This window comes from Montanilutibacter psychrotolerans, from assembly GCF_003719825.1.
Lineage (GTDB): Bacteria > Pseudomonadota > Gammaproteobacteria > Xanthomonadales > Xanthomonadaceae > Montanilutibacter > Montanilutibacter psychrotolerans.
In genome coordinates this window covers 79,598-105,296 of record NZ_RIBS01000009.1, presented here as the reverse complement: position 1 = coordinate 105,296, position 25,699 = coordinate 79,598, and the positions used below count along the sequence as shown (strand labels likewise).

Sequence of the window (25,699 nt, the reverse complement as noted above, 5' to 3'; positions counted from 1 at the left end):
CCCCTGCCGATACTGACAGTGTCCGAGTGGGCGGCCGCGGCGGGACGCTGCGTCGGATCGGGGCGTCGCTGGGGGCGCGCGGCCCGATCGTCCGGTTCGCCGGTGGACCTTCGCGGCGCTCGCCGCACTTTCCGCGCTTCCTCCCACCAAGCGGTTTCCCATGGCACCGCCGCGTGCCGTTACCAGGAGCAAAGCGATGGAACGCAGCACCTTGTCTTCAATCCGGCGCGTAAGGCGCCAATCCACACGGCATCAGGGGGCCCACGGCCTGCTTCCGTGGTTGTGCGCGCTGGTCATCGCCGCGCCGGCCTCGCTGGCCGCGAAAGAGCCGCCGTCGCGCGATGCCGAGGCACCGGTGCTGGCGGTCATGGAACGCAGCACCGACGAACGCAAGCCGTTGATGCGCCTGACCGCAACCGGTGCGCAGCCGCTGGACACGCACGAGGCGCGCCTGGACCTGCGCATCGCCTACACGCGCTCGCGGATCTGGAACCCGGCGACGCCGGGCTACGACGAGGTCAACCTGCGCTCGTACCACAGCCCGGGCACCAACCCGGAAACGCCCTTCGTCGCACCGACCATCGTGACCGCTCCCGGCGAGACGGTGCGCATCCGGCTGGAAAACCAGTTGCCCCAGGAGCCGGACTGCAAGCCGCCGAACGTCAACATCCCGCACTGCTTCAACTCGACCAATCTCCACTCGCACGGACTGTGGGTCAGTCCCACCGGAAACAGCGACAACGTGCTGCTGACACTGCGGCCCGGGGTCACCTTCGAGTACGAGTACAACCTGCCCGCCGATCATCCGGCCGGCACGTACTGGTACCACCCGCACCTGCACGGCTCGACCGCGCTGCAGGTGTCCAGCGGCATGGCCGGCGCCCTGCTGATCCGCGGCAGCCGCCTGCCTGCGCCTGAGCGAAACGGCGACGTCGACACGCTGCTGCGCGACCTCAACGGCCAGCCGTTCCACGAACGGGTGCTGCTGTTCCAGCAGGTCGCCTACGCCTGCCGAGACGCCAACGGCGCGATCAAGGTCAAGAAGAACGCCGCAGGCGACGTGATCGCCTGGGTCTGCGATCCCGGCGAAGTCGGCAGCATCGAGGGTTACGACCAGTTCGGCTTTGCACCCGGCGCCAGCGTGGACACCTGGGTCCAGTCGGGCCGACACACCAGCATCAACGGCAGCGTGCTGCCGACCTTCAACGACGTGGTTGCCGGTCGCATCGAGCGCTGGCGCATGCTGCACGCCGGCGTGCGCGACACGATCAGCCTGCAGCTGCGTGAACTGCGCACCGACCACCCCAGCATCGAGGGCCTGTCCGGCGCGGAGCTGGACAGCTGGGTGACGCAGAACTGCACCGGCCCGGTGCTGACGCAGTTCGAGGTGGCTGCCGACGGCCTGACGCATGGCCAGGCCATCGAGAAGGGGCAGAACGTGCTGCAACCGGGCTACCGCAGCGACGCGCTGGTGGTGTTCCCGAAGGCCGGCCAGTACTGCGTGCTCGATGCCGCCGCGCCCGCCGACGGCAGCATCACCAATGCCGCCGAGGATCGCCAGTTGCTCGGCATTGCGACGGCCCGCTCGGAAGGCGCGCCGCCGGTGACGGATGTACGTGCCTTCCTCACCAACAACCTGGTGGCCGCGTCGAACATGTTCATGCCGACCGACACGCGCGCCAAGGTCACCGCCGACCTGCGCAACGGCCTGCGCCTGGATGCGTTCGTTCCGCACAAGAGCATTCCCAAGAGCGAGGTCACCGGCACGCAGGACCTGGTGTTCAACATCGATCTGGACAAGACGCCGTTCGTGTACATGGTCGATGGCAAACCCTACGACCCGAACACCGCCCGCCAGCTGGTGCTCGATGACGTGGACGAGTGGACGCTGAAGTCCACTCGCGCCAACCACCCGTTCCACATCCACGTGAATCCGTTCCAGGTCGTCAGCATCCTCGATCCGCACGGGGTCGATGTCAGCGTCACCGGCGAGCCGAACGACCCGCAGTACGCCAACCTGCAAGGCACCTGGAAGGACACGCTGTTCGTGAAGCAGGACTACACCGTGGTCGTTCGCACGCGCTACCAGCGCTACATCGGCGAGTACGTCCTGCATTGCCACATCCTCGAGCACGAGGACCAGGGCATGATGCAGAACGTGCGCGTGGTGTTGCCCGACGGCATGGGCGGCGCCGTCGGCGAGGGCCACCACTGACCCTGCGGCGTCGGGAGGCGCGCGCAGCGTGACGGCCGAGGCAGTGATCGGCTGATCCCGCTCGTCGTTTCCCGCCGCCGGCCGGACAAAGAAAAACCCCGCCTCGCGGCGGGGTTTCTCGTTTTTAACGGTGTTGCGCTGCCTGGGGCTGGATCAGAAATCCATGCCGCCCATGCCGCCCATGCCACCGCCGCCCGGCATCGCCGGCTCGTCCTTCTTCGGCAGCTCGGCAACCATCGCTTCGGTCGTGATCATCAGACCGGCGATCGAGGCAGCGTTCTGCAGCGCGGTGCGGGTGACCTTGGTCGGGTCCAGGATGCCGAACTCGAGCATGTCGCCGTACTCGCCGTTGGCGGCGTTGTAGCCGAACGCGCCCGTGCCTTCCTGCACCTTGTTGAGGATGACCGACGGCTCTTCGCCGGCGTTGGTCACGATCTCGCGCAGCGGCGCTTCCATCGCGCGCAGAGCGATGGTGATGCCGTGGTTCTGGTCTTCGTTGTCACCCTTGAGACCGGCGATCGCGGCCTTGGCGCGCAGCAGTGCCACGCCGCCGCCCGGGACGATGCCCTCTTCGACGGCAGCACGCGTGGCGTGCAGGGCGTCTTCGACGCGAGCCTTCTTTTCCTTCATCTCGATCTCGGTCGACGCACCGACCTTGATCACCGCAACGCCGCCGGCCAGCTTGGCAACGCGCTCCTGCAGCTTCTCGCGGTCGTAGTCCGACGACGTCTCTTCGATCTGCGCCTTGATCTGCTTGATGCGGCCTTCGATGCCACCGGTCTCGCCGGCGCCGTCGATGACGGTGGTGTTTTCCTTGGAGACCTGCACCTTCTTGGCGCGGCCGAGGTCGGCAATGGTCGCCTTGTCGAGCGCCAGGCCCACTTCCTCGGAGATCACGGTGCCGCCGGTCAGCACGGCCATGTCTTCCAGCATCGCCTTGCGACGGTCGCCGAAGCCCGGAGCCTTCACGGCGCAGACCTTGACGATGCCACGGATGGTGTTGACGACCAGCGTGGCCAGGGCCTCGCCTTCGACTTCCTCGGCGATGATCAGCAGCGGCTTGCCGGCCTTGGCAACGCCTTCCAGCACGGGCAGCAGGTCGCGCACGTTGGAGATCTTCTTGTCGTGCAGCAGGATGAACGGGTCATCCAGCTCGGCCTGCATCGACTGCTGGTTGTTGATGAAGTACGGCGACAGGTAGCCGCGGTCGAACTGCATGCCCTCGACGACGTCGAGCTCGTTCTCCAGGCCCGAACCGTCTTCGACGGTGATCACGCCTTCCTTGCCGACCTTGTCCATCGCCTGGGCGATGAGGTCGCCGATGTTGGCGTCGGAGTTGGCCGAGATCGCGCCGACCTGGGCGATTTCCTTGCTGGTCGAGGACGGCTTGCTGATGTTCTTCAGCTCGCCCACGGCCGCGGTGACGGCCTTGTCGATGCCGCGCTTGAGGTCCATCGGGTTCATGCCGGCGGCAACGGCCTTCATGCCCTCGCGGATCAGCGCCTGGGCCAGCACGGTGGCGGTGGTGGTGCCGTCACCGGCGTTGTCGGAGGTCTTGGAAGCAACTTCCTTGACCATCTGCGCGCCCATGTTCTCGAACTTGTCGGCCAGTTCGATCTCCTTGGCGACGGACACGCCGTCCTTGGTGATCGTCGGCGCGCCGTAGCTCTTCTCGAGCACGACGTTGCGACCCTTCGGGCCCAGGGTGGCCTTCACGGCATTGGCGAGCACGTTGACGCCGCGCACCATCTTGGCGCGTGCATCCTCACCGAAACGAATTTCTTTGGCAGCCATTTGTTACTCCAGGATTCTTGAATTGGGGTTAGGGATTCAGAAGACGAAAGCGAGGCGGGACAGGGCGGGAAGGCGGCCAGCGCAGGCGCATCGGCCATCCCGGCATCCCGTTCCCGCAGGGCGTCAGCCCAGGATCGCGAAGATGTCGTCTTCCTTCACCACCAGCAGGTCGACGCCGTCGAGCTTGACCTCGGTGCCGCTGTACTTGCCGAACAGGACCTTGTCGCCGGCCTTGACCTTCGGTGCGCGCACGGTGCCGTTGTCGAGCGCCTTGCCCTCGCCGACGGCGATCACTTCGCCCTTGATCGGCTTCTCGGTAGCCGAGTCCGGAATCACGATGCCACCGGCGGAAACCTTCTCTTCTTCCATACGCTTGATGACCACGCGGTCGAACAGCGGCTTGATGTTCATGGGCAACCCTCTGGATGTAAGTTATTGATGCAGCGTAAAAAACCGGGGAATTTTAGCAGTCGTCGACGGTGAGTGCCAAGTCTGCGGACGACAACACCCGGCAAACCGGGATCGCAAAGAGATGGGGAAGCGCCTGCCGCTTTCAAGGGCACGACACGACGGAAGTGCCATCGACGTGGCTTCAGGGCCGCCGGGATCGCGGTGCTACGCGGCGCCCGAACGGTGCCGCGGGGTGGGTCTGGGCTCGACGGCGTTTGCTCACGCCACCACGGGATCGCGCCACTGGATCGCGTCCCACGGTTCTGCTCCAGGGCGTCGCCACCCGGTGGAAACCACGCCTGCGACAGATGCCCGGATCGGTCCCGCGGGGACGTACATAAAGAAAGAGCGCGCCCCTTGGGGCGCGCTCTTTCCGGTACGGAGATGGCTATCCCTCAGCTTGGCGCAACCGTGCGCCCCTCCCCTGACCCAGACCTCATGTCGAACCGGCATCCTGCCGGCCAATGGCAATCTTGGACCGATCGCGTCACCTTTTCCACCAAGACGTGCGGCCCCACTCCTGTATTTATGTGACGTACGTCACACTTTGACGAAATACTTTTCGACTGCTTTCCCTATGTACAGCCGCAATATGCCAGCGGCTTGGGATCACGAGTCACTCCCGTATCGAGACCCGGGATTGGGCCCGAAGGCGCAGCACTCCTGCGAACGGCGCGCCCCCGGATGGCGCCCGCCGCCGTCAGGCGCGACCACCATTCGCACCGGCTCGGACGAGGCGGTCCTTGCCCCAGACGGATCGAAGCCGTGGGCGAAACCGACAAGCGCAGACGTTGCGCAGTGCAGCATCGCCGGTCCCATTTGGCCAGCCGTTGGCCAGCCAGGCGGATGTCCAGCGGGACGCGCCGCGGGCACCCTGACGCTTGCTGGGCCGGGCATCGGCCGGTTCGCTGGCAACCTGTCACGCGCCCGGATCGATCTCCGCCGGCGCCCAAGCGACCTGCGTCGGCGACGGGAATACGCGATGCTCGGCCGCCGTGGGGTGGCGTACGGCCACGCCCGGGTGACGGCCCGCGCTCTCGGGCCGCTGTCACATGCCCCCAGCAGACTATTGATTCAGCCACTGCCAGCAAGGCAAGGAGCCATTGATGCACCGCAAGATCCTCATCCTCCCGCTGGCCTGCGCACTGTCGCTCGTCGGCGGTACCGCGAACGCCGCGGTGTTCATCAACGAAATCCACTACGACGACGCCACCGCCAGCGGCGACGTCGGCGAGCGCATCGAGGTGGTGGCCACGGCCGGCGAAAGCCTGTCGGGCTACCGCGTCTATCTCTACAACGGCGCCACCCCGAGCGCGGCGACCAGCTACGACAACGATCCGGTGCCGACCGGCAGCCTGCTGACCTGCGGCGGCAGCGTGCGCGTGGCAACCCTCAGCTACCCCAGCAACGGGATCCAGAACGGCAGCAACGATGCGATCGCCCTGGTCAACGCCAGCGGCGCCGTCGTGCAGTTCCTGAGCTACGAAGGTGCCGTTACCGCCAGCAGCGGCCCCGCCGCCGGACTCACCAGCAGCAATCTCCCGGTCGCCGAATCGGGCTCCACGGCAGTGAACACCTCGCTGCAGCTGGGCGGCACCGGCAGCAGCCCCGCTCACTTCACCTGGAAGCCGTCGGCTTCGCAGACGTTCGGCAGCTGCAACAACGCCCAGACCTTCACCGGCACCGCGAACCCCCCACCGACGATCACCTCCACCCTGCCCGCCAATGGCGCCACCGATTTCCCGGCCGCCGGCGACCTGGGCGTCGCTTTCAGTGAATCGGTGTCGCTGACCAGCGGCGCCTTCGTCCTGCAGTGCGCACAGTCGGGGTCCGTGGCACTCAGCCACGCCAGCAGCGGCAGCAGCTTCACCGTCTCGACCAACAGCGCGTTGCACGCCGGCGAAGCCTGCACGTTGACGGTCGTCGCGGCCAAGGTCAGCGACAGCGGTGGCGCGCATCCTGCGCAGGACAAGCTGGTCGCCTTCAACGTCGCCGCCGGCAGCAGCGGCGGCTATTACTCGCACGTCAACACCTCCAGCCCCAGCCAGTTGCGCTGCTCGCTGCACCAGGCCATTCGTGGCCACACCGCCTACCCGTACAGCGGCGGCACCACCAACACCTGGACCATCCTGGAGATCGCCGACGAGGACCCCAACAACGCCGGCCGCATTCTCGATGCCTACCGCAACCGCAGCTATCTCAAGGTCACCGACCGTGCGGGCAGTGGCTCCGGGTTGAAGTACAACCGCGAGCACAGCTGGCCCAATTCGCTGGGCTTTCCAAGCACCAGCGGCGACCTCGGCCTGCCGTACGCGCCGTACACCGACACCCACATGCTGTACCTGACCGATGCGGCCTACAACGCCGACCGCGGCAACAAGCCGTACGCCAACTGTCCGGTGTCGGCGCAGTGTGGCGAGCGCAGCACCGAGGCCAACAACGGCAGCGGTGGCGGCAGCGGCACCTACCCGGGCCACTCGAACTGGGTGAACAGCAATTCGTTCGAGGTCTGGGGCACGCGCCGCGGCGACATGGCGCGCGCGGTGATGTACATGGCGATCCGCTACGAAGGCGGTCGCGACGTCAACACCAACCAGTCCGAGCCAGACCTCGAACTGACCGACGACCGCAGCCGGATCGTCGGCACCTCGTCGTCGCCGGCCTACATGGGCTTGATGTCGACCCTGCTGGCCTGGCACCAGGCCGACCCGCCGACGGCCGCCGAGCGCGAGCGCAACGAGGTGATCTTCAGCTTCCAGGGCAACCGCAACCCGTTCATCGATCACCCCGAATGGGCGAGCACGGCGTTGTTCACCTCGGTCAAGCCGGCCAGCTGCCAGCTGATTCCCTGATTTGATCGGGCTGTCGCGCTGAAGTGAGGGTGGCCGCCGCGTCGAACCGGCAGGCCACCCTCCCATCGACCGGCCTGCCCGGAAGCGAGAGCGTCGTGGTCCGGCTCTGGGCACCGCGCTCCGGGTTCGGCACGCGTCCGCCGAGATGCCGCCGCGGCATCGACGGGCTTCCCACGAGATCCCTGTCAACGAGGCCAGCCGGCACTCTTGGCCGGCCGACCCGATCCGACACGGCCGCGGACGCTAAACTGCGCGGCATGCCCGATCCCCGGAAGCCCCTCCTGGTGTTCAGCACCTGCCCCGACGACGCCAGCGCCGATGCGATTGCAGCGGCGCTGGTCGACGAGCGCCTGGCCGCCTGCGTCAGCGCGCTGCCGGGCGTCCGCTCGGTCTACCGCTGGCAGGGTTTGACCGAGCGCAGCACCGAGGTGCAGTTGCTGATCAAGACCACCGCCGACCGCCTCGATGCGCTGACCGCGCGCCTGCAGGCTCTGCATCCGTATGAACTGCCGGAAATTCTTGCGGTCGAAAGCCGCGGCGGCCTCACCCCCTACCTGGACTGGGTGGCCGAACAGACCCGAGACCATGACTGACACCCCCAGCCTGTCGTGGCGCGATCGCGCCGCCCGTTTGCCCTTCCGCGCCCCCCTCACCGCCCATCCGCAGGCGCCCGGCCTTGCCGCCCGCGGCGCGCGCGCGCTTCTGGCGTCGCTGCTGGCGATGGCCGCGATGCCCAGCCTGGCGGCGAACGTCGACGACCTGCTCCCGGTCGACCAGGCCTTCGTGCTGAGCGTTCAACCCGCCGGTGCGGGGAAGATCGCCGTGCAGTGGAAGATCACCGACGGCTACTACCTGTATCGCCACCGCACGTCGGTGCAGGCCGATGCCGGGTTCACCGCACAGGCGCTGCAACTACCAGCCGGCGAAGCGCACGACGATGAATTCTTCGGGCGCGTGGAAACCTACCGCGGCCGCCTCGACGCGACCCTGCCGGGACAGGCGAACGCCGCGAGCACGGTGCTGACGATCAAATACCAAGGCTGCGCGGACGCGGGAATCTGCTACCCACCGCAGACTCGCAAGGTCACCGTCGCCTTGCCGGCAACCGGCGACACTGCCGGTGTCGGGTCGGGCATGTCGCTGCCCAACAGCGGCGGCCTGCGCAGCAACGCGATCGGAGGCGGGCTGTTGGGCAACCGCGGCGGTGGCTTTGATGCGCTGCCACTGCCAGCGGAACAAGCCTTCAACTTCGAGGCCATCGCCGGCGACGGCAACACGCTGCTGCTTCGCCTGACGCCGGCACGCGGCTACTACCTGTACCGCGACAAGACTTCGTTCCGCCTGGATGCCGCCGCGACGCGTGCGGGCATTGGCATCGGCCAGCCGCGTTGGCCGGCCGGCAAATCGCATCGCGATGAGCATTTTGGCGATGTCACCGTGTATTTCGACCAGATCGAACTGCCGTTGCCGCTGCTGCGCAACCGGGCCGACGCCGCGACGATCCACTTGACCGCCGGCTTCCAGGGCTGCCAGACCGACGGCATCTGCTACCCGCCGATGACCCGCACGATCGAGCTGGCCCTGCCGCGCGGCAAGGTCACCACGCCCGTGGCACCGGCGGACGCCGGCGCGCTGGCGGTGGCCACTGCCGCGAGCACCGCGCAGGGCGCCCCCATGCCCGGCGCCGCACCTGCGGCCCCCGCAAGCGGTGATCTGCCCAACCTGGTCCAGGCCGACCCCGCCGCTTCCGTCGCTTCGACGCCGGCGGCAGCGACCACCCGCCCGACCACCGTCGCCGAAACCGCCGAGTCCTCGGCGGCGCCGCGCGGCAGCAACCTCGGCCCGCTGTCGGCATTGCTGTTCGCCCTGCTCGGCGGACTGGTGCTGAACCTGATGCCGTGCGTGCTTCCGGTGCTGTCGCTGAAGGCGCTGTCGCTGGCCGGCAATGGGCAGGATCCGGTCCGCGCGCGCAGCGGCGCGCTTTGGTACACCGCCGGCGTGCTGTTGAGCTTCATGGCGCTGGGCGCGATTGCGCTGGGTCTTCGCGAGGCGGGCCTGGCGCTGGGATGGGGCTTCCAGTTGCAGCAGCCATTGGTCGTGGCGTTGTTGGCGCTGCTGATGTTCGCCCTGGCGTTGAGCATGTCCGGTGTCTGGCACGTCGGCGGTCGCTGGACCGGCGCTGGCCACGCGTTGACCACCCGGCACGGCCCCGCCGGCGATTTCTTCACCGGCGTCCTGGCGGTGGTCGTTGCCACGCCGTGCACCGCGCCGTTCATGGGCGCCGCGCTGGCCTGGGCGTTCACTGCGCCAACCGCGTTGGGGATGGCCGTGTTCGTCGCCCTCGGGCTGGGCCTGGCGCTGCCGTTCCTGCTGGTCGGCTTCGTGCCGGCGCTGGCGCGCCTGCTGCCGCGCCCGGGGGCGTGGATGGAGACGCTCAAGCAATTGCTGGCGTTCCCGCTCTACCTCACGGCAGCGTGGCTGGCCTGGGTGCTGGGCCGACAGCGCGGTGCCGATGCGATCGGCTGGTGGCTGGTGGCGGCTGTGCTGGTGGCGTTTGCCGCCTGGGCGTGGACGCGTTCGCACCGGGGCAGCGGACGCTGGGCGATGCCGGTCGCGGTGCTCGCCGTCGTGGCGATGGCGCTTCCCCTGCGCGCCATCCAGCAGCTGCCGCGACCGACCACCACCGCTGCCGCACCGACCCACGATGGGCTGGTGGCCGTGCCGTTTTCCGAGCAGAAGCTCGCCGACCTGCGCGCTTCCGGACGCGTGGTGTTCGTCAACATGACTGCCGACTGGTGCGTGACCTGCAAGGCCAACGAGAAGGCGGTGTTTGCGCGTTCGGGCTTCCGCGACGCGCTGGCCGCGGCGGACGCGGTGTACATGGTGGGTGACTGGACCGATGTCGATCCCGCGCTCACCGCCTACCTGCAGCGCCACCAGGCCGTCGGGGTGCCGTTGTACGTGGTCTACCCGCGCGCCGGCGGCGACGGCCGGGTGCTGCCCACTGTGCTGACGCCCGGCCTGGTCCACGCCGCGTTGGCCGAAGCCGCCGGCGCTGTACCGTGAGCCACGACTTGACGGCCTCCCCATGAAAGTCACCACCGGCAGGATCGTCGCCATTGCCGTGGTGGCCGGGTTGTTGGGCGTGGCCGCCAGCCTGCTCAGCTCCGGCCCGGGACCGCTGCTGCGCAGCGAGATCGGGCAGCGTGTGCTGCAGACCGTGATTGCCAGCAACGCACCCGAGCCACCGCCCGGATTGACGGTCGCCCAACGCGGCAAGATCGTGCCGGCACTGCAGCTTCCGTCCCTGGACGGCCGCCCGGTCGCGCTGCCAGCCGCTTACGCCGGCCGGCCAATGCTGATCAACATCTGGGCCACCTGGTGCGGCCCCTGCATCGCCGAGATGCCGGAACTCGACCGCTACGCCGCCACCCAGGGTGCGAACGGCGTGCAAGTGGTCGGTATCGCGCTCGATGATGCCGCCGCGGCGCGTGCCTTCCTGCAGCGCGTGCCGGTGCGCTACCCGATCCTGCTCGACGTGGCGGGCCCCGCCGACAGCAGCGTCCGCCTGGGAAATCCCAAGGGCGTGCTGCCGTACTCGGTGCTGGTGGACGCCGACGGCCGCCTGGTGAAGCAGCGGATCGGCCCGTTCGAACATGGCGAGATCGAGGGCTGGGCAGGGACGCCGACAGGAACGCCGACAGGCGGCGTGACCCGGTAAGACCGCGGGCGCGGCCGGTACTGCGCCAGGCCATCCGGTACCCATTGCGCATGCGCACCTGGAGCGGTCGCGACGGGCCGTCCCGGCCATCGGCCGGCATTTCGAGCCATTCGCCGCATGGCGCCGGACCTTGCGGAGCCGCGCGGGTCGCCAATCCGTGGCCGCTCGAAGCCTTGGTACGGGTGGCTGGTCGGGCTAGAGCCCAAACTCAAACAATCGTTTAAATCACTGTAACTTCGCCGAAATGCCGGCGAACGTCTGGACACCCTCCCGGCCATCAAGCACACTCCCGGCCTTTCCAGCGATGCCGGTCACAGGAATGGCGAAGCTTCTGGTCCTGCACGGCCCCAACCTCAACCTGCTCGGCGACCGCGAGCCGGCGCACTACGGCCGCACCACGCTGGCCGAGATCGACGACGCCCTGCGCGACGGCGCGCGGCGCGCGGGCCACCAGCTGGAATGCCTGCAATCCAACGCCGAGCACGTGCTCGTCGACCGCATCCAGGCCACCCGCCACGACGGCACCGCGATCATCCTGATCAACCCGGCCGCCTTCACCCACACCAGCGTGGCGATCCGCGACGCGTTGGCCGCAGTGCAGGTGCCGTTCATCGAGATCCACCTGTCCAATCCGCACGCGCGTGAACCGTTCCGCCGCCACAGCTACGTCAGCGATCTCGCCCTGGGCGTGGTCTGCGGCTTCGGCGATGGCAGCTACCGCTATGGCCTGGACGCCGCGCTTGCCTGGCTCGACCGGCAGGCCGCGACCAGCGCCCGGACGTCCTGACCCTTTTCCTTCCGCATCACGCCCCGGCACGCCGGGACCAACCAGAGGCCCGTCCATGGACCTGCGCAAAATCAAGAAGTTGATCGACCTGCTCGAGGAATCCAACCTCGCCGAAATCGAGATCAAGGAAGGCGAGGAATCGGTGCGCCTGGCCCGCACGCCAAAGGGCAGCTTCACCATGGCACCGCAGCCCATGCACCACGCCCCGGTCGCGCACGCCGCGCCGATGCCGATGCACTCGCCCACCGAGGCGGCCACCGGCGGCCATGCCAAGCCCGCCAATGACCTGCCCGATGGCCACGTCGTGCGCGCGCCGATGGTCGGCACGTTCTACGCGTCGCCGGCACCGGACAAGCCGGCGTTCGTGACCGTCGGCCAGACCGTCAAGGCCGGCGACACGCTGGGCATCATCGAAGCGATGAAGATGTTCAATCCCATCGAGGCCGACGTGTCCGGCACGGTGCTCAAGGTGATGGCCGAGAGCGGCCAGCCGATCGAGTTCGACCAGCCGCTGTTCGTGATCGGCTGAATCATGAGCAGGACGCCGGACGTGGTCCGGGTCCCGTTTCGCAGAAACCCGAGTCCCGGAACTCCTCATGCTCGATAAAGTCGTCATCGCCAACCGAGGCGAGATCGCGCTGCGCATCCTGCGCGCGTGCCACGCCCTGGGCATCCGTACCGTCGCGGTGCACTCCACCGTCGACCGCAACCTCAAGCACGTTGCGATGGCCGACGAGTCGGTCTGCATCGGCCCGGCGCCATCCACCGACAGCTACCTCAACATGGCCTCGCTGATCGCGGCGGCCGAAGTGACCGACGCCCAGGCCATCCACCCCGGCTACGGTTTCCTGTCGGAGAACGCCGACTTCGCCGAGCGCGTCGAGGAATCGGGCTTCATCTTCATCGGCCCGAAGGCCGACACGATCCGCCTGATGGGCGACAAGGTCGAAGCCATCCGGGCGATGAAGGAAGCCGGCGTGCCGTGCGTGCCCGGCAGCGGCGGTCCGCTGGGCGACGACGCGGCCACCAACACCAAGATCGCCCGTGAGATCGGCTACCCGGTGATCGTCAAGGCGGCCGGCGGCGGCGGCGGTCGCGGCATGCGCGTGGTCCACACCGAGGCCGCGCTGATCAACGCCATCGCCACGACCAAGGCCGAGGCCAAGGCCGCGTTCGGCAACGACATGGTCTACATGGAGAAGTTCCTGGAGAACCCGCGTCATGTGGAGATCCAGGTCCTCGCCGACGGCCAGGGCAACGCGATCCACCTGGGCGAGCGCGACTGCTCGATGCAGCGTCGCCACCAGAAGGTGGTCGAAGAAGCGCCGGCACCTGGCATCACCCCGGAGCAACGTGCCGAGATCGGCCGAGTCTGCACCGAGGCCTGCGTGCGCATCGGATACCGCGGCGCCGGCACGTTCGAGTTCCTGTACGAAAACGGCCGCTTCTACTTCATCGAGATGAACACCCGCATCCAGGTCGAGCACCCGGTCACCGAGATGGTCACCGGCATCGACCTGGTGCGTGAGCAGCTGATGATCGCCGCCGGCCACAAGCTGTCGCTGAAGCAGGAAGACATTGTCCTGGAAGGCCACGCGATCGAGTGCCGCATCAATGCCGAGGACCCGGACACCTTCATGCCCTGCCCGGGCCTGATCCAGCATTTCCACGCCCCGGGCGGCCCCGGCGTGCGCGTCGACAGCCACATCTACGAGGGCTATCGCGTTCCGCCGAACTACGACTCGATGATCGGCAAGCTGATCGTGCACGGTCCGGACCGCGAGACCGCGATTGCACGCATGCGCGTGGCGCTGAGCGAGATGGTCGTCGACGGCATCAAGACCAACATCCCGCTGCAGCAGCGCATCCTCGCCGACGTGGGATTCCAGCAGGGCGGGCAGAACATCCACTACCTGGAAAAGCGGCTCAAGGAACAGAAGGAAAAGACGATCTCGATCGTCTAAGCCCGAATTGCCCGCGCGGGAGCGCGCGCGCCGCACAACGGCGCCGCCGCTGCGCGAACGCGTAACCACCCGCTGGCGCGCATCTCGCGCCAGCGGGGCCGCGGCACCTCGCCGCGGGCACCTCGCCGCGAGCTACCGTCGGCCCCACCGGCGCCCGGCGCGATGCCGGGTCGTGCGCCCGGACGTCGGCGCCAGCACCAGCCTTGGATCTCCCGTGCCTGCCGTGGCCCGCGGGCAACGCGACCGGAAGTCGCCGCGCAACCCACCCCACTACGAACCCGCCTGTGCGACCACTGTCGATCCCGCGAGGTTGGTGCCCCGGGGGGCCTGCGCTACATTCGCGCACTCGCCTGGAGTGAGTGATGGCACGCCCCAAGTCCTTCGCCATCGCCGCGCTGCTGCTCCTGCCGCCGCTCGCCTTTGCCACGCCTGCCGAGGCCACCGGGCCCAACCCGGCCATCGATGGCCAGGTGCTGGCAGCGGACCGCCTCGGCGCGGTGCGGGTGGGCATGCGCGAAGAGCAGCTCACCGCGCTCGGCCTCGCCCTCGCCGACGAGCCCACGCCGGACGGCCAGACGACGGACTTCCTCGCCTGCCATCGCAGCCGCATCAACGGCAGTGCCGTGGTGGTGATGTTCGAGGACCTGGTGATGACCCGCATCGAATTGGACGACGACTCGATCGCGACAGCCGCTGGTGCGCGCATCGGCACGCCAGAGGCACAGCTGAGGCGGCTCTACGGCCGCAGCCTGGTCCGAGTCGGCGCGGACGGCCCACCCACCCGATACACCGTGACCTCCACCGATCGCCGCCACGCGTTGGTCTTCGAGGTGCACGACGGTAAGGTCAACGCCCTGCGCGCGGGTCTGCCCGACGCGGCGATGCACGGCGAAGGCTGCCGCTGACGCCGCGGCCGGAGGCGGCGGCGCACGAACCGGCCCGCGCTCGCCCTGGGGTGCCGGGTGGCGGGTGCCCGGCGGCGGTCCATAATTGCGGCCCCAACCTGCCGGCCGGCCCACGCGATGCCCTTTCTCGAACTCACCCTGCCTTGCAGCGAAATCCAGCAGCCGCGTTACGAGCACGCGCTGGAGGATGTCGGCGCACTGGCAATCACCCTGGCCGACGCGCACGCCGATGCACCCGACGAGCAGGCGATCTTCGAACCCGGGGTCGGCGAGACGCCGCTGTGGGGCGAGATGGTGCTGACCGCGCTGTTTCCGGCCGAGACGCCCGAGCAACTGCTGCTGCATGCGCTGGCGGCGGTCGACGTCGAGCTGGACTGGTCACGGGCGCAGTTCCGCCAGGTCGAGGACCAGGACTGGGAACGGGCGTGGATGGACCAGTACGCGCCGTTGCAGTTCGGTCATCGCACCTGGATCGTGCCGTGGAACCACCCGCTGCCCGAAGGCGCCGATGCCGCCGACGCGGCGGTGGTCAGACTCGATCCGGGACTGGCGTTCGGCTCCGGCACCCATCCGACCACGGCGCTGTGCCTGCAGTGGCTGGATGGGCTGGCCGACGAAGGCGTGCTGCGCGGTGCGCGCGTGCTCGACTTCGGTTGCGGCTCCGGCATCCTCGCGCTGGCCGCGCTCAAGCTCGGTGCCGACTCGGCGCTGGGCATCGACAACGACCCGCAGGCGCTGCTGGCCACGCACGACAACGCCGAGCGCAACGGCGTCGGCGACCGTCTCGCGGTCTGCCTGCCCGGCGACGAGACGCCCGCCACCTACCCGGTGGTGGTCGCCAACATCCTCGCCTCGGCGCTGATCGCGCTGGCCGACACCCTCGCCGCGCGCGTCGCACCGGGCGGCCGCATCGCGCTGTCGGGCATCCTGGCGGGCCAGGAGGACGAGGTGCTGTTGTCCTACGAGCATGCGTTCGAGCAGCTGCAGGTCGAGCGACTCGACGACTGGATCCGCATCGACGGCGTGCGCCGCCACTAAGCCTCCGCACCCGGATCGCCCTCGACCGGACGGTGCCGCGCGTTCGCGTGGCACGCCGTCGGGATCGCGTGCCGGGTCACGGCCCCTCCCCGTTCCGTGAACGCCCGCTTACACTCGTCGCATGTTCCTCGCCTGCCCACACTGCGGCTTCCTGGTCGCCCTGATCGCCCATCAAGATGGCCGTGCGCCGTTGTGCCCTCGTTGCAAGGGCGCGGTGCAGGCGTCGCCTGCGGCACTCGACGACGTCACGACGGACGCCGCGGTGTCCGGGGACGAACGGGATGCGCCGTCGGTAGAGACCGAGCCACCGATCTCCGAGCAGCTTGACGCCACGGCCGGCCACGGCGGACCGGGCGACGTTGACGCCAGCTCCGGCACGAACGCGTCGGTTGAGGCGGTCGCCGGCGATGCGGTAACGACCGACGCGGCAACGTTGTCGCCTGAAACATCATCCACAGCGCCATCGGGCGTACCGACCGATACGACCGGCACCGACGGTGCGGTGGTCGAGGGCACCGGTGCCGACGTCGCGGCCGCCGCAGCGAGCGCGACGCCGCCGGTCGCAAGCGATGCGTCCCCCGGACCGCGTCCGCGACGCCATCACGCGCCGAGCTTCGCGCGTCGCGCGCAGGCCCGACACGCGCACGGCCGGCGCTGGCCAATGCGCGTTGCGGTGGCCGCGCTGACGCTGGCGCTCGGCCTGCAGCTGCTGCTGGCGCAACGTGCCGAACTCGCCGCCGACGCGCGCTGGCGGCCGCTGATCAGCAGGGTCTGCGGCGCGCTGGGCTGCGCGATTCCGGATTGGCGCGAGCCCACCGCCATCGCGATGCTCGACCGCAGCGTTCGTCCCGCCGGGCGTCCCGGGGTGTTGCGTGTCGACGCGAGTTTCCGCAACGACGCGCAATGGCCGCAGGCCTGGCCGACGCTGTTGCTGAGCCTGACCGATATCGACGGCCGCACCGTCGGCGCACGCGAGTTCACCGCCAGCGAGTACCGCAAAGGCGACGGGCCGACCACGTTGGCCCCCGGGCAGAGCGCCACGGTGCAGTTCGAGGTACTGGAACCGGGGCCGCGCATCGTCGCGTTTACCTTCGAATTCCGATGAGGCCGCCTCCGGCCGATGCGCGGTCGCGACGGCCGCACCGCAATTCGCGACACGGATGACGCCGTCGTCATGTTTTCCGGCGCCGGGCCGCGCTAGACTCCCCCTCCCGTCGCCTGGCCATCATGCCGCGACGCATGTCTCGGGGATTTCTTGAACGCCGCCACCGACCGCCACGACGCCTCCCGCCCAGGCCCCAAGGTGCCGCTGCGCGACCATGTAGCGACCTCGATCCGCCGCTATCTCGGCGATCTGGACGGCAGCGACACCGAGAACCTCTACGAGATCGCGCTGCGCGAGCTGGAAATCCCGTTGTTCGTCGAAGTGCTCAAGCATTGCGAAGGCAATCAGAGCCGCGCCGCGGCGATGCTCGGCATCCACCGCGCCACCTTGCGCAAGAAGCTCAAGGACTACGGCCTGGGCTGACGGCTGTCGCGTGCCGGCCGCGCGTGGCGGGTCACGCCCGCGGCGCGCCCTCAGCCTTTCCAGAAGTACCGGATCAGGTGGAAGAACACCGGCGCGGCGAAGCACACCGAGTCGAGACGATCGAGCACGCCGCCATGGCCCTCGATCATGTGCCCCCAGTCCTTGATGCCCCGGTCGCGCTTGATCGCCGACATCACCAGACCGCCGTAGAACCCCATCAGGTTGGCCACCAGCGCCAGCGCTGCGGCCTGCCATGGCGTGAACGGCGTGATCCACCACAGCGCCGCGCCAAGTGCGGTAGCCGACAGCACGCCCCCCACGAAACCCTCGACCGTCTTCGACGGCGACAGCCGCGGCGCCACCAGGCGCCGACCGGCGAGCTTTCCCCAGATGTACTGCAGCACGTCGGACGATTGCACCACGATCACCAGGAACGCGATCAGCAGCAGGTTGCTGCCCTCGTAGCCGCGGAGCTTGAGGTTCAGCAGTGCCGGCACGTGCGAAATGCAGAACACGCAGATCATCAGCCCCCACTGCACCTTCGCCGTGCGTTCGAGGTAGCGCGTGGTGTCGCCGCCGGCGGTCGACAGGATCGGCAGCAACAGGAACGCGTAGACCGGGATCAGCAAGGTGTACATGCCGTACCAGTCGATGTAGACCAACCAGTACTGCCACGGCAGCACCACGTAGAACGCCACCAGCAGCGCGTAGTAATCGCCGCGCCGAGTGGGCGCGAGGGTGATGAACTCGCGCAACGCGAACAGCGACACCAGCGCGAACAACACGATCACGCCAATGCGCCCCAGCGCGAACGCGATGCCCACCACCAGGGCCATCACCCACCACGCGCGGATCCGCGCGACCAGGTTGTCGACCACGCTGCTGGACCGGCCGTGCAGCCGCCAGCGCAGAACCTCGGAGACCGCAGTGGCCACCAACAGCACCGCGGCGATGCCGAGAAACAGCCACACCGGCTTGGATATCGCGGCGATCATGGCGTGCCCTGTTGGCCGTTGTCGCCACCGTGGGCCGCCGTGCTTGCGCCAATCCCATTGTTGTTGCGGTTGCCGGCGGGCCCGCCATCGGTGCCGTGACCATCTCCCGACCCACCGTGGCTGTCATTGCCATTGCCGTTGCCGTCGCGCGGCGCCAACGCGATCAGCGCCGCGCGCGCGCGCGCCAGGAAGGCCGGCTTGTCCTCATGACAATCCAGTCGCAACGGCCGGCCGAACGTGGCCGTGCACAGCAGTGGAAGTGGCAGGAATTTGCCCTTGGGCATGACCCGCGAGAGGTTGTCGATCCACACCGGCACGAACTCAAGCTCCGGGCGTTTGCGCGCGAGGTGGTAGAGGCCGCTCTTGAACGGGAGCACGCCATCGCCGGGGTTGCGCGTGCCCTCCGGAAACAGGATCAACGAGCTGTCGCCATCGACGGCATCGCACAGCACCTGGATGGGATCGGCGTGCCGGTTGGCCGCCTCGCGCTCGATCAGCACGCCATTGAACACCGAGCGGATCAGGTAGCGACGCAGCGCATCGCCCTGCCAGTACTCTGCCGCCGCGACCGGTCGCACCCGACGGCGCAGCGCGGGCGGCAGCGCCGACCAGATCATCACGAAGTCGCCATGGCTGGAGTGATTGCCGTAGTAGACCCGGTGCTCTGCGGACGGCGTGCAACCCTGCCACAACGCGCGCGCGCCGGTGATTGCATGGATGGCGAAACTGAAGCATCGCGCAATCAGTTCACCGATCATCGCGCCTCCAGGCGGTGCACGATCGCGCGCAGGCGCAACGCCGCCGTCACCGCCGCGCCGGTGGCGACCAACGCGGTGGCCACGGCCAGCGCCCATGCCGCGAGCCGGGTTTCGCCGACGCCCACCAGCACGGCCGCGATCAACGCGGCCACGCTCATCACCGCCATTCGCCGGCGCCGCGGCATCAGCCCATCGGCGCGCTCGGGCAAGCCGCAGGCCACGCCGAGAACGCGCACGTAGGCTGTCGACAGCGCCAGCAACGCCGCCGCCCATCCCAGGTCGACACCCCAGGCGAACGTCGGCGCCAAGCCGTAGCCGAGACCGACGAACACCAGCGCGTCGGCGGCGCGATCGGGCGCGTCGTTGTAGACCTCGCCGGCGCGTCCGCGCAGCCGGGCGTACGTCGCCAGCAAGCCGTCGAGGCGACTGCTGGCCAGACGGGCCTGCATCGCCACCGCCGCGATCACCAGCAATGCCGCCGCCGAGGCCGGCGGTTCGCGCAATGCGAGCATCAACGACAGGCCGGCAACCATCGCGAACACCACGCTGCTCCAGGAGAGGCGATTCGGGGTGGCGCCACGCGCACGCAGCCACACCACCACGGCGCGCGACCAGCGCTCGCGCCAGGGGCGCGCCGCATCCACGCCGGCGTCGTTGGCGCCGTGCGGGTCCTGTCCTTCGATAGCGCGCTTATCCACCGCAACCTCCGCATCCACCGCCGCCGCAACCGCCACCACCGCCGTCGCCGCTACCGGTCGAGCCGCCGCAGCTGCTTACGCCATCGCTGGTAGCGCTGCCCGGTGGCGGCGTGCGCGCGAGGTGGTAGTCGGCGTAGGCACTGCCGATCAGCACCGGAGTTCCGGCCAAGGCCACCTGTTGCAGCAGGTCATCGTCGTTCGCTCGGCCCGATACCCGCTTGGAAGCAAGGTGCAGGGCCGCGGCACCGGCGCGCGTGTGCCACACCGGTATCCGTGCGAAGCCGACCACCACCATCGCCATCAACGTGGTCAACACGGTCAGCAGCCCCACCGGTCGATCGCGCTCCAGTCCGATGGCGATCTTGGCCAGGCCCGACACCACCGCGAACGCCGGCAGCGAGGCGGCCATCAGCGCGTAGGCGTGGGCGGTGCCCGCGTCGAACTGCAGTCGCTTGCGTTCCAGCGCCGAACGCACCGACTCCTGTGACTCGGTGATCGCCGTCAAGGCCTTGTGGATGCGCTCGTCCATGCGCACCGTGGCGAGTGCGTCGCGCAGTTCCACCGGAAGATCGTCACCACCGTGGGCCGCACGCAACCACGAACGCGTGGCGGGGTGCGCCACCCCGGCCGCGTCGCGGGGCAGATCCACGCGCAGCGCGCCGCGCTGCAGCAGGTCGGCGACCACGACGTCGGCCGCGCGCGGTGCGCCGCGCGCAAGGAAGCCCAGCTCGACCGGCGTTGGCGATTCGGCCTGGACACCGACGCTGCCGCGATCACGCAGCGCACGGCGCAGGCGCCTGGCCGCGACGATCGTCAGCGCGGACAGCACCAGTTGGAACAGCAGGAACCAGCCACCGCGCCACTCCAGCGGGTTCGGCTCGGCTGCGGACAGCGCGCCGAAGCCCCATACCAGCGCCATCAGCACGCCGCAGACCAGCAGCGATGCCGAGCCCGTGTCCGGGGCGGGCCAGACCTGGCTCAGGGGCATGCGCGGCGCCGACGCGCGCGCGTGGCGCTCCGGTGGCGGCCAGAACGTCTCCGGCGGCGGGCCGAAGTGCATCCGGTAGGCGTCCCAGGTGGCCTGGTACTGCGCACGATGGCGCGTGGTATCGGCGCTGCTGCCGTCGCTGGCGAGGTGGTGCAACGGCACGCCGAGTACGTGCGGGCAGAACCGCTCCCAGTACTCGCGCGAGTCGGTGAGGTGCAGGTGCCAGACCGCGTCGACGGTCCGGCTGGGCGTGACCTCTTGACTGCCGATCACGGCCAGGAAGCAGAACCGGCGGTACTCGATCAACGCGGACTCGGCGCTGGCCTGCGAGCAGCCCAGCGTGTGTGCCAGGCGTGCCGCGAAACCACGCGGGCGACCGCCCGCTCCCCCGTCGTTCCGATCGCCGAAGTCGTAGTCCTGAAGCCGCTGCCACAGCGCCTGCTGCGTGGCGGTCCAGTTGGCGGGCGGAGTCTGGTTGCGGCCTTCACTCACGACGATGCACTCCACAACGCCAATCCGACAGACACCCATTGGGCCAGTAGCCACGCGGACTGCCACAGCAGCAGCCGGCGCGCACCCCGCCAGCGCGCGCGCCAATCCCGTCCGCCACCAGAGGGTGGCTGAAGACCCAACGATTGCAGGCTGGCGTCGAGCGTGCGCGCGGACGCGTCGGCGACGTCTTCGTCCGAACCGCCAGGTGCGCCGCCGGCCTCCGACAGCGCCTCCAGCAGGTCGGCATCGAGATCGACACGTACTGCGTGGTAGAGCTGCAACAGGCCGGCGCTCACGCTGACCAGCAGCCATGGCAGCGACCCGCCTGCGAGCGTGCCCTGCCCGCTGGCCGCGATTACCAGCCACCCACCTGCCAGGGCCAGCAGCAGCCATGACAGCGCGTTGAGCCGGCGCCCCTGCCGCAACAGCAGCGCCATCGTGCGCAACGTAAAGCGCGTGGTCATCTCGACGAGGCCGGCATGGCGGCAGGGTGCATCGGCGTGCCGCCGTCGAAGGCGAGCTGCAGCGCCTGCCGGTGCGGCTCGCCTAGCACCACCGCCGGTCGCGCTGCCTGGACGCGCGCGATCGCCAGCTCCACCGACGCTGCGCGCCCACTGTGCAACAGCCACGCGGCAACCGCCGAGGCGCTACGGGAATACCCCAGCGCGCAGCACACCAGCACCCGGCCCCGGCTTCGCGCGATCTCGATGTCGGCCGCCACCGCCCGCAGCAACGTAGGCGCCGGGGCGATCAAGTCGAGCGTCGGTCGCACGGCATCGTCCGCGCGCGCATCGGCCAACGGCAGCTCGGCGGCGAGGTCCACCACCACGTCGAAGCCATCGCGCTCGGTTGCCGTCGGCACGCGGCCCAACCACACGTCGTCGCACACCGGCACCGGCCGGGGCGAGCGCCGCGTCCACCAGCGCGAGTTGATCCACGCCGCCAGCAGGTAGGGCGCATACAGCCATTGCGCCGCGACCGTCAGGCGGCCATCGGCCTGCTTCTGGAACCCCGACGCGCCCAGCAGCGCGTAGTTGGTCGCCACCAGCAACAACGACACCGCCGGCCACAGCAGCCACAACGCGGCGCCTGAAAACACGACCGCCGGCAGCGCCAGCGACATCGCGCCGGCCAGGTACAGCGCCGCCAGGCGCCAGCGCGCGCGTTCACGCGTCCAGACCGCGCCGCGCCACGGCGGGTCCACCCGCATCGGCCACAACCACGCGCACAGGAAGCCGGCCAGCAGGCCGGTGGGTACATCGAAGAAGTGGTGTTGGAACGTCGTCAGCACCGATACCGCGATCAGCACCGCCCAACCGTGCAGCCACCAGCGCCAGACGCCGTGGAGATGCGCACCGAAGCGCAGCCACAGGATCACCAGCAGCACGATGTGCAGCGACGGCGCCTGGTTGAACGGCTTGTCGAAGCCCAGCAAGACGTCGAACAGCCAACCGAACACGCCGTCGCTGTCGGGTCGCGTGAAGCTGAAGCGCAGCGGCCACAAAACGAAGCAGGTGACGGCGACAAACTGCGCGGTCAGCAGCCGCAACGCCTGGCGATCGAGCTCGCGGCGATCGCGGCAGATGAACAGCGAGACGGCGTAGAACGCGTCGATCGACCAGTACGGCACGATGGTCCAGGCCCAGAACGGAATCGCCGATTCCCAGCCAAACACCACGCTGGGTACCGACACGCGCGCCGCCGCCAGCGAATTTGCCCAGCCGTAGCTGAGGAAGAACAGCGGGCCCAGCAGTACCAGCCATGCGATCGCGCGCTTCCACGGCCGCGCCGACGGCACGGCTGTGGGCGGCGGCGTGTTGACCGATGGCACGGCCGCGGCGTCGCTCATGCCTCGACCCGCTGCGCCAACGACACCGTGAAGATGCCCCATTTGTCGATGCGCTGCTCGACTTTGCGGAAGCCTGCCGCGCGTACCAGCTGGTCCATCTCGGCCTGGCTGCGGCGGCGCATGACCCACGCCGCGCCACCACGATGGCTGGTGAGCGCGCGTGCGATGAACTCCAGCTGCGGGTGCCAGGGCTGGCCGGTGTAGACGAGGTAGCCACCGACCGGCACCGCCGCGCCCAGGCCCTCGAGGGAACGCCGCACCATCGCGTTGTCGGGGAACAGCTCGTACAGGCCCGACACCACCGCCAGCGTCGGCCGGGGGTCGAGCGTGACCAGCGAGGCGCGGTCGAACGCGTCGGCACGCTCGAACGTGGCGATGTCGCTGGCGCCGAGTTCGGCGATCAGCGCGCGGCCCTTCTCGACGTTGAGCTCGCTGAAGTCGCGCAGCCGCAGCGAATCGGCGCTGTCCCGGCCCTGCCCGAGCGCCTCCAGCGCATAGCGGCCGTGCCCGGCGGCGATGTCGACCGCGTGGACAGGCAAGCCGGCCGCGCGCAGCCGCGACTTTGCCTCGCGCAGCAGTTCGGTGATGTGCTCGCGCCGGACGCGGATGCCGCGCCAGCCGATGGCATCGAGGTAGTTGCGATCCACCAGTTTGCCCAGCAGCGTCTTTCCGTGCGCCTGGTTGCGGTAGACGTAGTCCAGGCTGCTGCCCGAATCGAAGCCGGTTTCCAGGCCCAGCGCGATGCCGTCGGACAGCCTTCCGCCGAATCGCAACCCGGCCCGCACGCCGCGCCAGCGCAGGTCGGCCAGCGAGTTGCGCTCGGGCGGCCAGGCCAGCTTCTGGGCTTCGTCGAAGCTGGGACCGCGCTCATGCGCGTCCAGCAGTTGCGGGCGCAGCACGGGCTGGGCGAAGCGCGCCAGCAGGAACGCGCGCACCTTGGCGACCACGGCGCCGCGGCCTTCCTCGCCGAGGGTGTCGTGATAGAAGCCCGGCAGCAGGTGGCGCTCCTTGATGCCGGCGCCGAGGTTCTCGTAGAAGCGGTCCTGCGGCGCGCGGTGCACGACGAAGTCCGATCCCGACACCAGCAACTGCGTCGGCACGTGGATTGCCTGCGCGTCGGCGACTACGCGCTCGGCGGCCTCGTACAGCCCGAGCAGCACGCGCACCGAGATCGGCCGGGTGATCAGCGGGTCGCTGGCGTAGCTGGCAGCGCGCTGCGTGTCGTGGGTCAGCCACTGGGGCCGCACGTAACTGTTGACGAAGAAGTTGCCCCGCAGCTTCTGCATCAAACCCAGCAGCGGTCGGGCGAACGGCACGTACAGCTTGACCTTGAACGCCGGCGAGGCCAGCACGAGGGCGCGCAGGCGCGGCGCGTAGTCGTGGGCCCAGGTGGTGGCGACCACCGCACCGACACTCTGCGCGACCACCGCGACATCCTCGATCGCAATCCCGTGCGCGGACCCCAGGTGGGCGATGAACGTGTCCAGGTCGCGCACCAGCGCTTCGAAGCCCGGCGCATCGCCGCGGGCGCCGGGCGATTGGCCGTTGCCGCGCGCGTCCCAGGCGAAGAAATCGAAGGCGTTGAGGCCGAGTTCGTCGACCAGGTGCGCGACGCGGCCGGAATGCTCGTGCCCCCGGTGCAGCAGCACGATCGCGCGGCGCGGGCCGTCGCCGGGCGCTCGCCAATGCCGGTAGAACAGTCGCTCGCCATCGAAACTGCTGAACTGCGATTGCTGGAAATCCCTCAAGTCCCGCTCCTCCTGTGATCCGTCACATCATTGCCGGTGCGCGCCTGGGCGAGACCGGCGCGCACACGGCGCACCACGGTCCACGCACACAGCACCGCCATCGCCAGCACCACCCATTGCACCGCCATCGCATCGATCAAACCCAGCGCCAGCAGCAGGCCCAGCGTGCCGATCACGAACGCGCGATCGCTCTTGCCCATCGGCCCGTCGTATCGACGCTGCGCGCCCACCATCAGGCCCAGCACGCCGGCGTATTCGCTCAACGCCGCCAGCCACACCAGCAGCCACAGCGGCCACGCCGCCATGCCCGCCACCGCCAGCAGCGACAGATACAGCGCGGCATCGGCGATCACGTCGCCCAGTTCGTTGAGGAAGGCGCCCAGCGGCGACTGCTGCGCGAATTCACGCGCCAGCATGCCGTCGATGGCGTTCAAGGCCATGCGCGCAAACATCCAGACCGGCAGCAGCGCGAATACCCAGGGCCGCAGGGGCGCTTGCCACCAGACCAGGCCAGCCACCACCAGCGACAGCAGCGCCGCGGTCACGGTGACCTGGTTGGCCGTGGCCCCCAGCGCGTGCAGGCGACGCACCGCTGGACGCAGCAGCGCCTGGAAACGTCCCTTCAATGCGTAGATCGAGGCCAATCCCGGGCTCCTGACGCCTGTCCACAGCGCGGACCAGCGTCGCAGCTTAGCCGTTGGCCGCGCGTCCGGAAATTGCGGATGGCGGCGTCGGGAGAATGCGCCTTGTTTCCTCATCCGATTGCGGCCGGAGCGGGTTGGTTTCCTGCGCAGCTGCCGCCGCAGCGACAGAGTCCCCGCGCCGCACCGCGACCCGCCCGCCGAAGCGGCACCCGCGCCAGGCGCCACGTCCGATGCCGACCGGTGGTCCGCCCCGGGCCGGCCCCGCCGGCCCCA

Annotated in this window: 21 protein-coding genes and 1 pseudogene; 12 read left to right on the top strand and 10 right to left on the bottom strand. The window is 69.2% G+C overall.

The genetic code is table 11. The features are described 5' to 3' along the window. Positions 1–196 precede the first annotated feature (196 nt). Complete coding sequence (locus EER27_RS15280; RefSeq protein WP_123088998.1) at positions 197–2,215, top strand: multicopper oxidase family protein; 2,019 nt, start codon at positions 197–199, stop codon at positions 2,213–2,215. A 153-nt stretch (positions 2,216–2,368) separates the two neighbouring features. On the opposite strand, the gene groL is transcribed toward EER27_RS15280, so the two are convergent. Further along, positions 2,369–4,009, bottom strand: a complete 1,641-nt coding sequence (gene groL / locus EER27_RS15275) for a chaperonin GroEL (protein ID WP_123088997.1) — start codon at positions 4,007–4,009, stop codon at positions 2,369–2,371. Positions 4,010–4,132: 123 nt separating this feature from the next. Beyond that, positions 4,133–4,420, bottom strand: coding sequence for a co-chaperone GroES (gene groES, locus EER27_RS15270; RefSeq protein WP_123088996.1), 288 nt, complete (start codon positions 4,418–4,420; stop codon positions 4,133–4,135). 1,145 nt (positions 4,421–5,565) lie between these two features. Here groES and EER27_RS15265 point away from each other — a divergent pair. The 11 genes from EER27_RS15265 to fis all read left to right on the top strand — a co-directional run bounded on the left by EER27_RS15265 (position 5,566) and on the right by fis (position 17,254). Continuing rightward, complete coding sequence (locus EER27_RS15265; protein ID WP_123088995.1) at positions 5,566–7,311, top strand: endonuclease; 1,746 nt, start codon at positions 5,566–5,568, stop codon at positions 7,309–7,311. A 257-nt stretch (positions 7,312–7,568) separates the two neighbouring features. Next, complete coding sequence (gene cutA / locus EER27_RS15260; RefSeq protein ID WP_123088994.1) at positions 7,569–7,904, top strand: divalent-cation tolerance protein CutA; 336 nt, start codon at positions 7,569–7,571, stop codon at positions 7,902–7,904. A 127-nt stretch (positions 7,905–8,031) separates the two neighbouring features. Continuing rightward, positions 8,032–10,377 (top strand): protein-disulfide reductase DsbD family protein, encoded by a 2,346-nt coding sequence (locus EER27_RS15255; protein ID WP_123089015.1) that lies wholly within the window; start codon positions 8,032–8,034, stop codon positions 10,375–10,377. Positions 10,378–10,399: 22 nt separating this feature from the next. Then, positions 10,400–11,032, top strand: coding sequence for a TlpA family protein disulfide reductase (locus EER27_RS15250; protein WP_123088993.1), 633 nt, complete (start codon positions 10,400–10,402; stop codon positions 11,030–11,032). Positions 11,033–11,351: 319 nt separating this feature from the next. After that, positions 11,352–11,819 carry a type II 3-dehydroquinate dehydratase gene (gene aroQ, locus EER27_RS15245; protein ID WP_123088992.1) on the top strand — a complete coding sequence of 156 codons (468 nt, stop codon included), beginning with the start codon at positions 11,352–11,354 and terminating at the stop codon, positions 11,817–11,819. 55 nt (positions 11,820–11,874) lie between these two features. Then, entirely contained in the window at positions 11,875–12,348 is a 474-nt protein-coding gene (accB, locus tag EER27_RS15240; RefSeq protein ID WP_123088991.1) for an acetyl-CoA carboxylase biotin carboxyl carrier protein, read from the top strand. 67 nt (positions 12,349–12,415) lie between these two features. After that, positions 12,416–13,783 carry an acetyl-CoA carboxylase biotin carboxylase subunit gene (accC, locus tag EER27_RS15235; RefSeq protein WP_123088990.1) on the top strand — a complete coding sequence of 456 codons (1,368 nt, stop codon included), beginning with the start codon at positions 12,416–12,418 and terminating at the stop codon, positions 13,781–13,783. A 362-nt stretch (positions 13,784–14,145) separates the two neighbouring features. Further along, positions 14,146–14,688 (top strand): hypothetical protein, encoded by a 543-nt coding sequence (locus EER27_RS15230; RefSeq protein ID WP_123088989.1) that lies wholly within the window; start codon positions 14,146–14,148, stop codon positions 14,686–14,688. Between the two features lie 117 nt (positions 14,689–14,805). Then, positions 14,806–15,726 carry a 50S ribosomal protein L11 methyltransferase gene (prmA, locus tag EER27_RS15225; protein ID WP_123088988.1) on the top strand — a complete coding sequence of 307 codons (921 nt, stop codon included), beginning with the start codon at positions 14,806–14,808 and terminating at the stop codon, positions 15,724–15,726. 121 nt (positions 15,727–15,847) lie between these two features. Next, on the top strand, positions 15,848–16,831 hold the full coding sequence (locus EER27_RS15220) for a DUF3426 domain-containing protein (protein ID WP_123088987.1): 984 nt from the start codon (positions 15,848–15,850) through the stop codon (positions 16,829–16,831). A 150-nt stretch (positions 16,832–16,981) separates the two neighbouring features. Further along, positions 16,982–17,254, top strand: a complete 273-nt coding sequence (gene fis / locus EER27_RS15215; RefSeq protein WP_123088986.1) for a DNA-binding transcriptional regulator Fis — start codon at positions 16,982–16,984, stop codon at positions 17,252–17,254. Positions 17,255–17,304: 50 nt separating this feature from the next. On the opposite strand, the gene EER27_RS15210 is transcribed toward fis, so the two are convergent. The 8 genes and pseudogenes from EER27_RS15210 to EER27_RS15180 form a co-directional block, all read right to left on the bottom strand. Further along, positions 17,305–18,249 (bottom strand): phosphatidate cytidylyltransferase, encoded by a 945-nt coding sequence (locus EER27_RS15210; protein WP_123088985.1) that lies wholly within the window; start codon positions 18,247–18,249, stop codon positions 17,305–17,307. A 149-nt stretch (positions 18,250–18,398) separates the two neighbouring features. Beyond that, a pseudogene (locus EER27_RS15205) lies at positions 18,399–19,007 on the bottom strand (lysophospholipid acyltransferase family protein); the annotation flags it as partial. Beyond that, complete coding sequence (locus EER27_RS15200; protein ID WP_425480854.1) at positions 19,004–19,705, bottom strand: CDP-alcohol phosphatidyltransferase family protein; 702 nt, start codon at positions 19,703–19,705, stop codon at positions 19,004–19,006. The pseudogene EER27_RS15205 and the gene EER27_RS15200, both read right to left, overlap by 4 nt. Continuing rightward, entirely contained in the window at positions 19,698–21,185 is a 1,488-nt protein-coding gene (locus EER27_RS15195) for a TIGR04222 domain-containing membrane protein (RefSeq protein ID WP_190285829.1), read from the bottom strand. The genes EER27_RS15200 and EER27_RS15195 overlap by 8 nt, the downstream gene beginning before the upstream one ends. Continuing rightward, positions 21,182–21,649: a hypothetical protein gene (locus EER27_RS17180; protein ID WP_190285828.1), complete on the bottom strand. Its 468-nt coding sequence runs from the start codon at positions 21,647–21,649 to the stop codon at positions 21,182–21,184. The genes EER27_RS15195 and EER27_RS17180 overlap by 4 nt, the downstream gene beginning before the upstream one ends. Further along, entirely contained in the window at positions 21,646–23,034 is a 1,389-nt protein-coding gene (locus tag EER27_RS15190) for a phosphatase PAP2/dual specificity phosphatase family protein (RefSeq protein ID WP_123088982.1), read from the bottom strand. Before EER27_RS15190 ends, EER27_RS17180 begins: the two co-directional genes overlap by 4 nt. After that, complete coding sequence (locus EER27_RS15185) at positions 23,031–24,782, bottom strand: bifunctional alpha/beta hydrolase/class I SAM-dependent methyltransferase (RefSeq protein ID WP_123088981.1); 1,752 nt, start codon at positions 24,780–24,782, stop codon at positions 23,031–23,033. Before EER27_RS15185 ends, EER27_RS15190 begins: the two co-directional genes overlap by 4 nt. After that, positions 24,779–25,426, bottom strand: a complete 648-nt coding sequence (locus tag EER27_RS15180; RefSeq protein WP_190285827.1) for a CDP-alcohol phosphatidyltransferase family protein — start codon at positions 25,424–25,426, stop codon at positions 24,779–24,781. The genes EER27_RS15185 and EER27_RS15180 overlap by 4 nt, the downstream gene beginning before the upstream one ends. Positions 25,427–25,699: the final 273 nt, after the last annotated feature.

Bases quoted from the DNA above. Each gene is read 5' to 3' on its own strand.
- EER27_RS15280 (WP_123088998.1), top strand. From the start codon at position 197: ATGGAACGCAGCACCTTGTCTTCAATCCGGCGCGTAAGGCGCCAATCC.
- groL (WP_123088997.1), bottom strand. From the start codon at position 4,009: ATGGCTGCCAAAGAAATTCGTTTCGGTGAGGATGCACGCGCCAAGATG.
- groES (WP_123088996.1), bottom strand. From the start codon at position 4,420: ATGAACATCAAGCCGCTGTTCGACCGCGTGGTCATCAAGCGTATGGAA.
- EER27_RS15265 (WP_123088995.1), top strand. From the start codon at position 5,566: ATGCACCGCAAGATCCTCATCCTCCCGCTGGCCTGCGCACTGTCGCTC.
- cutA (WP_123088994.1), top strand. From the start codon at position 7,569: ATGCCCGATCCCCGGAAGCCCCTCCTGGTGTTCAGCACCTGCCCCGAC.
- EER27_RS15255 (WP_123089015.1), top strand. From the start codon at position 8,032: ATGGCCGCGATGCCCAGCCTGGCGGCGAACGTCGACGACCTGCTCCCG.
- EER27_RS15250 (WP_123088993.1), top strand. From the start codon at position 10,400: ATGAAAGTCACCACCGGCAGGATCGTCGCCATTGCCGTGGTGGCCGGG.
- aroQ (WP_123088992.1), top strand. From the start codon at position 11,352: ATGGCGAAGCTTCTGGTCCTGCACGGCCCCAACCTCAACCTGCTCGGC.
- accB (WP_123088991.1), top strand. From the start codon at position 11,875: ATGGACCTGCGCAAAATCAAGAAGTTGATCGACCTGCTCGAGGAATCC.
- accC (WP_123088990.1), top strand. From the start codon at position 12,416: ATGCTCGATAAAGTCGTCATCGCCAACCGAGGCGAGATCGCGCTGCGC.
- EER27_RS15230 (WP_123088989.1), top strand. From the start codon at position 14,146: ATGGCACGCCCCAAGTCCTTCGCCATCGCCGCGCTGCTGCTCCTGCCG.
- prmA (WP_123088988.1), top strand. From the start codon at position 14,806: ATGCCCTTTCTCGAACTCACCCTGCCTTGCAGCGAAATCCAGCAGCCG.
- EER27_RS15220 (WP_123088987.1), top strand. From the start codon at position 15,848: ATGTTCCTCGCCTGCCCACACTGCGGCTTCCTGGTCGCCCTGATCGCC.
- EER27_RS15210 (WP_123088985.1), bottom strand. From the start codon at position 18,249: ATGATCGCCGCGATATCCAAGCCGGTGTGGCTGTTTCTCGGCATCGCC.
- EER27_RS17180 (WP_190285828.1), bottom strand. From the start codon at position 21,649: ATGACCACGCGCTTTACGTTGCGCACGATGGCGCTGCTGTTGCGGCAG.
- EER27_RS15190 (WP_123088982.1), bottom strand. From the start codon at position 23,034: ATGAGCGACGCCGCGGCCGTGCCATCGGTCAACACGCCGCCGCCCACA.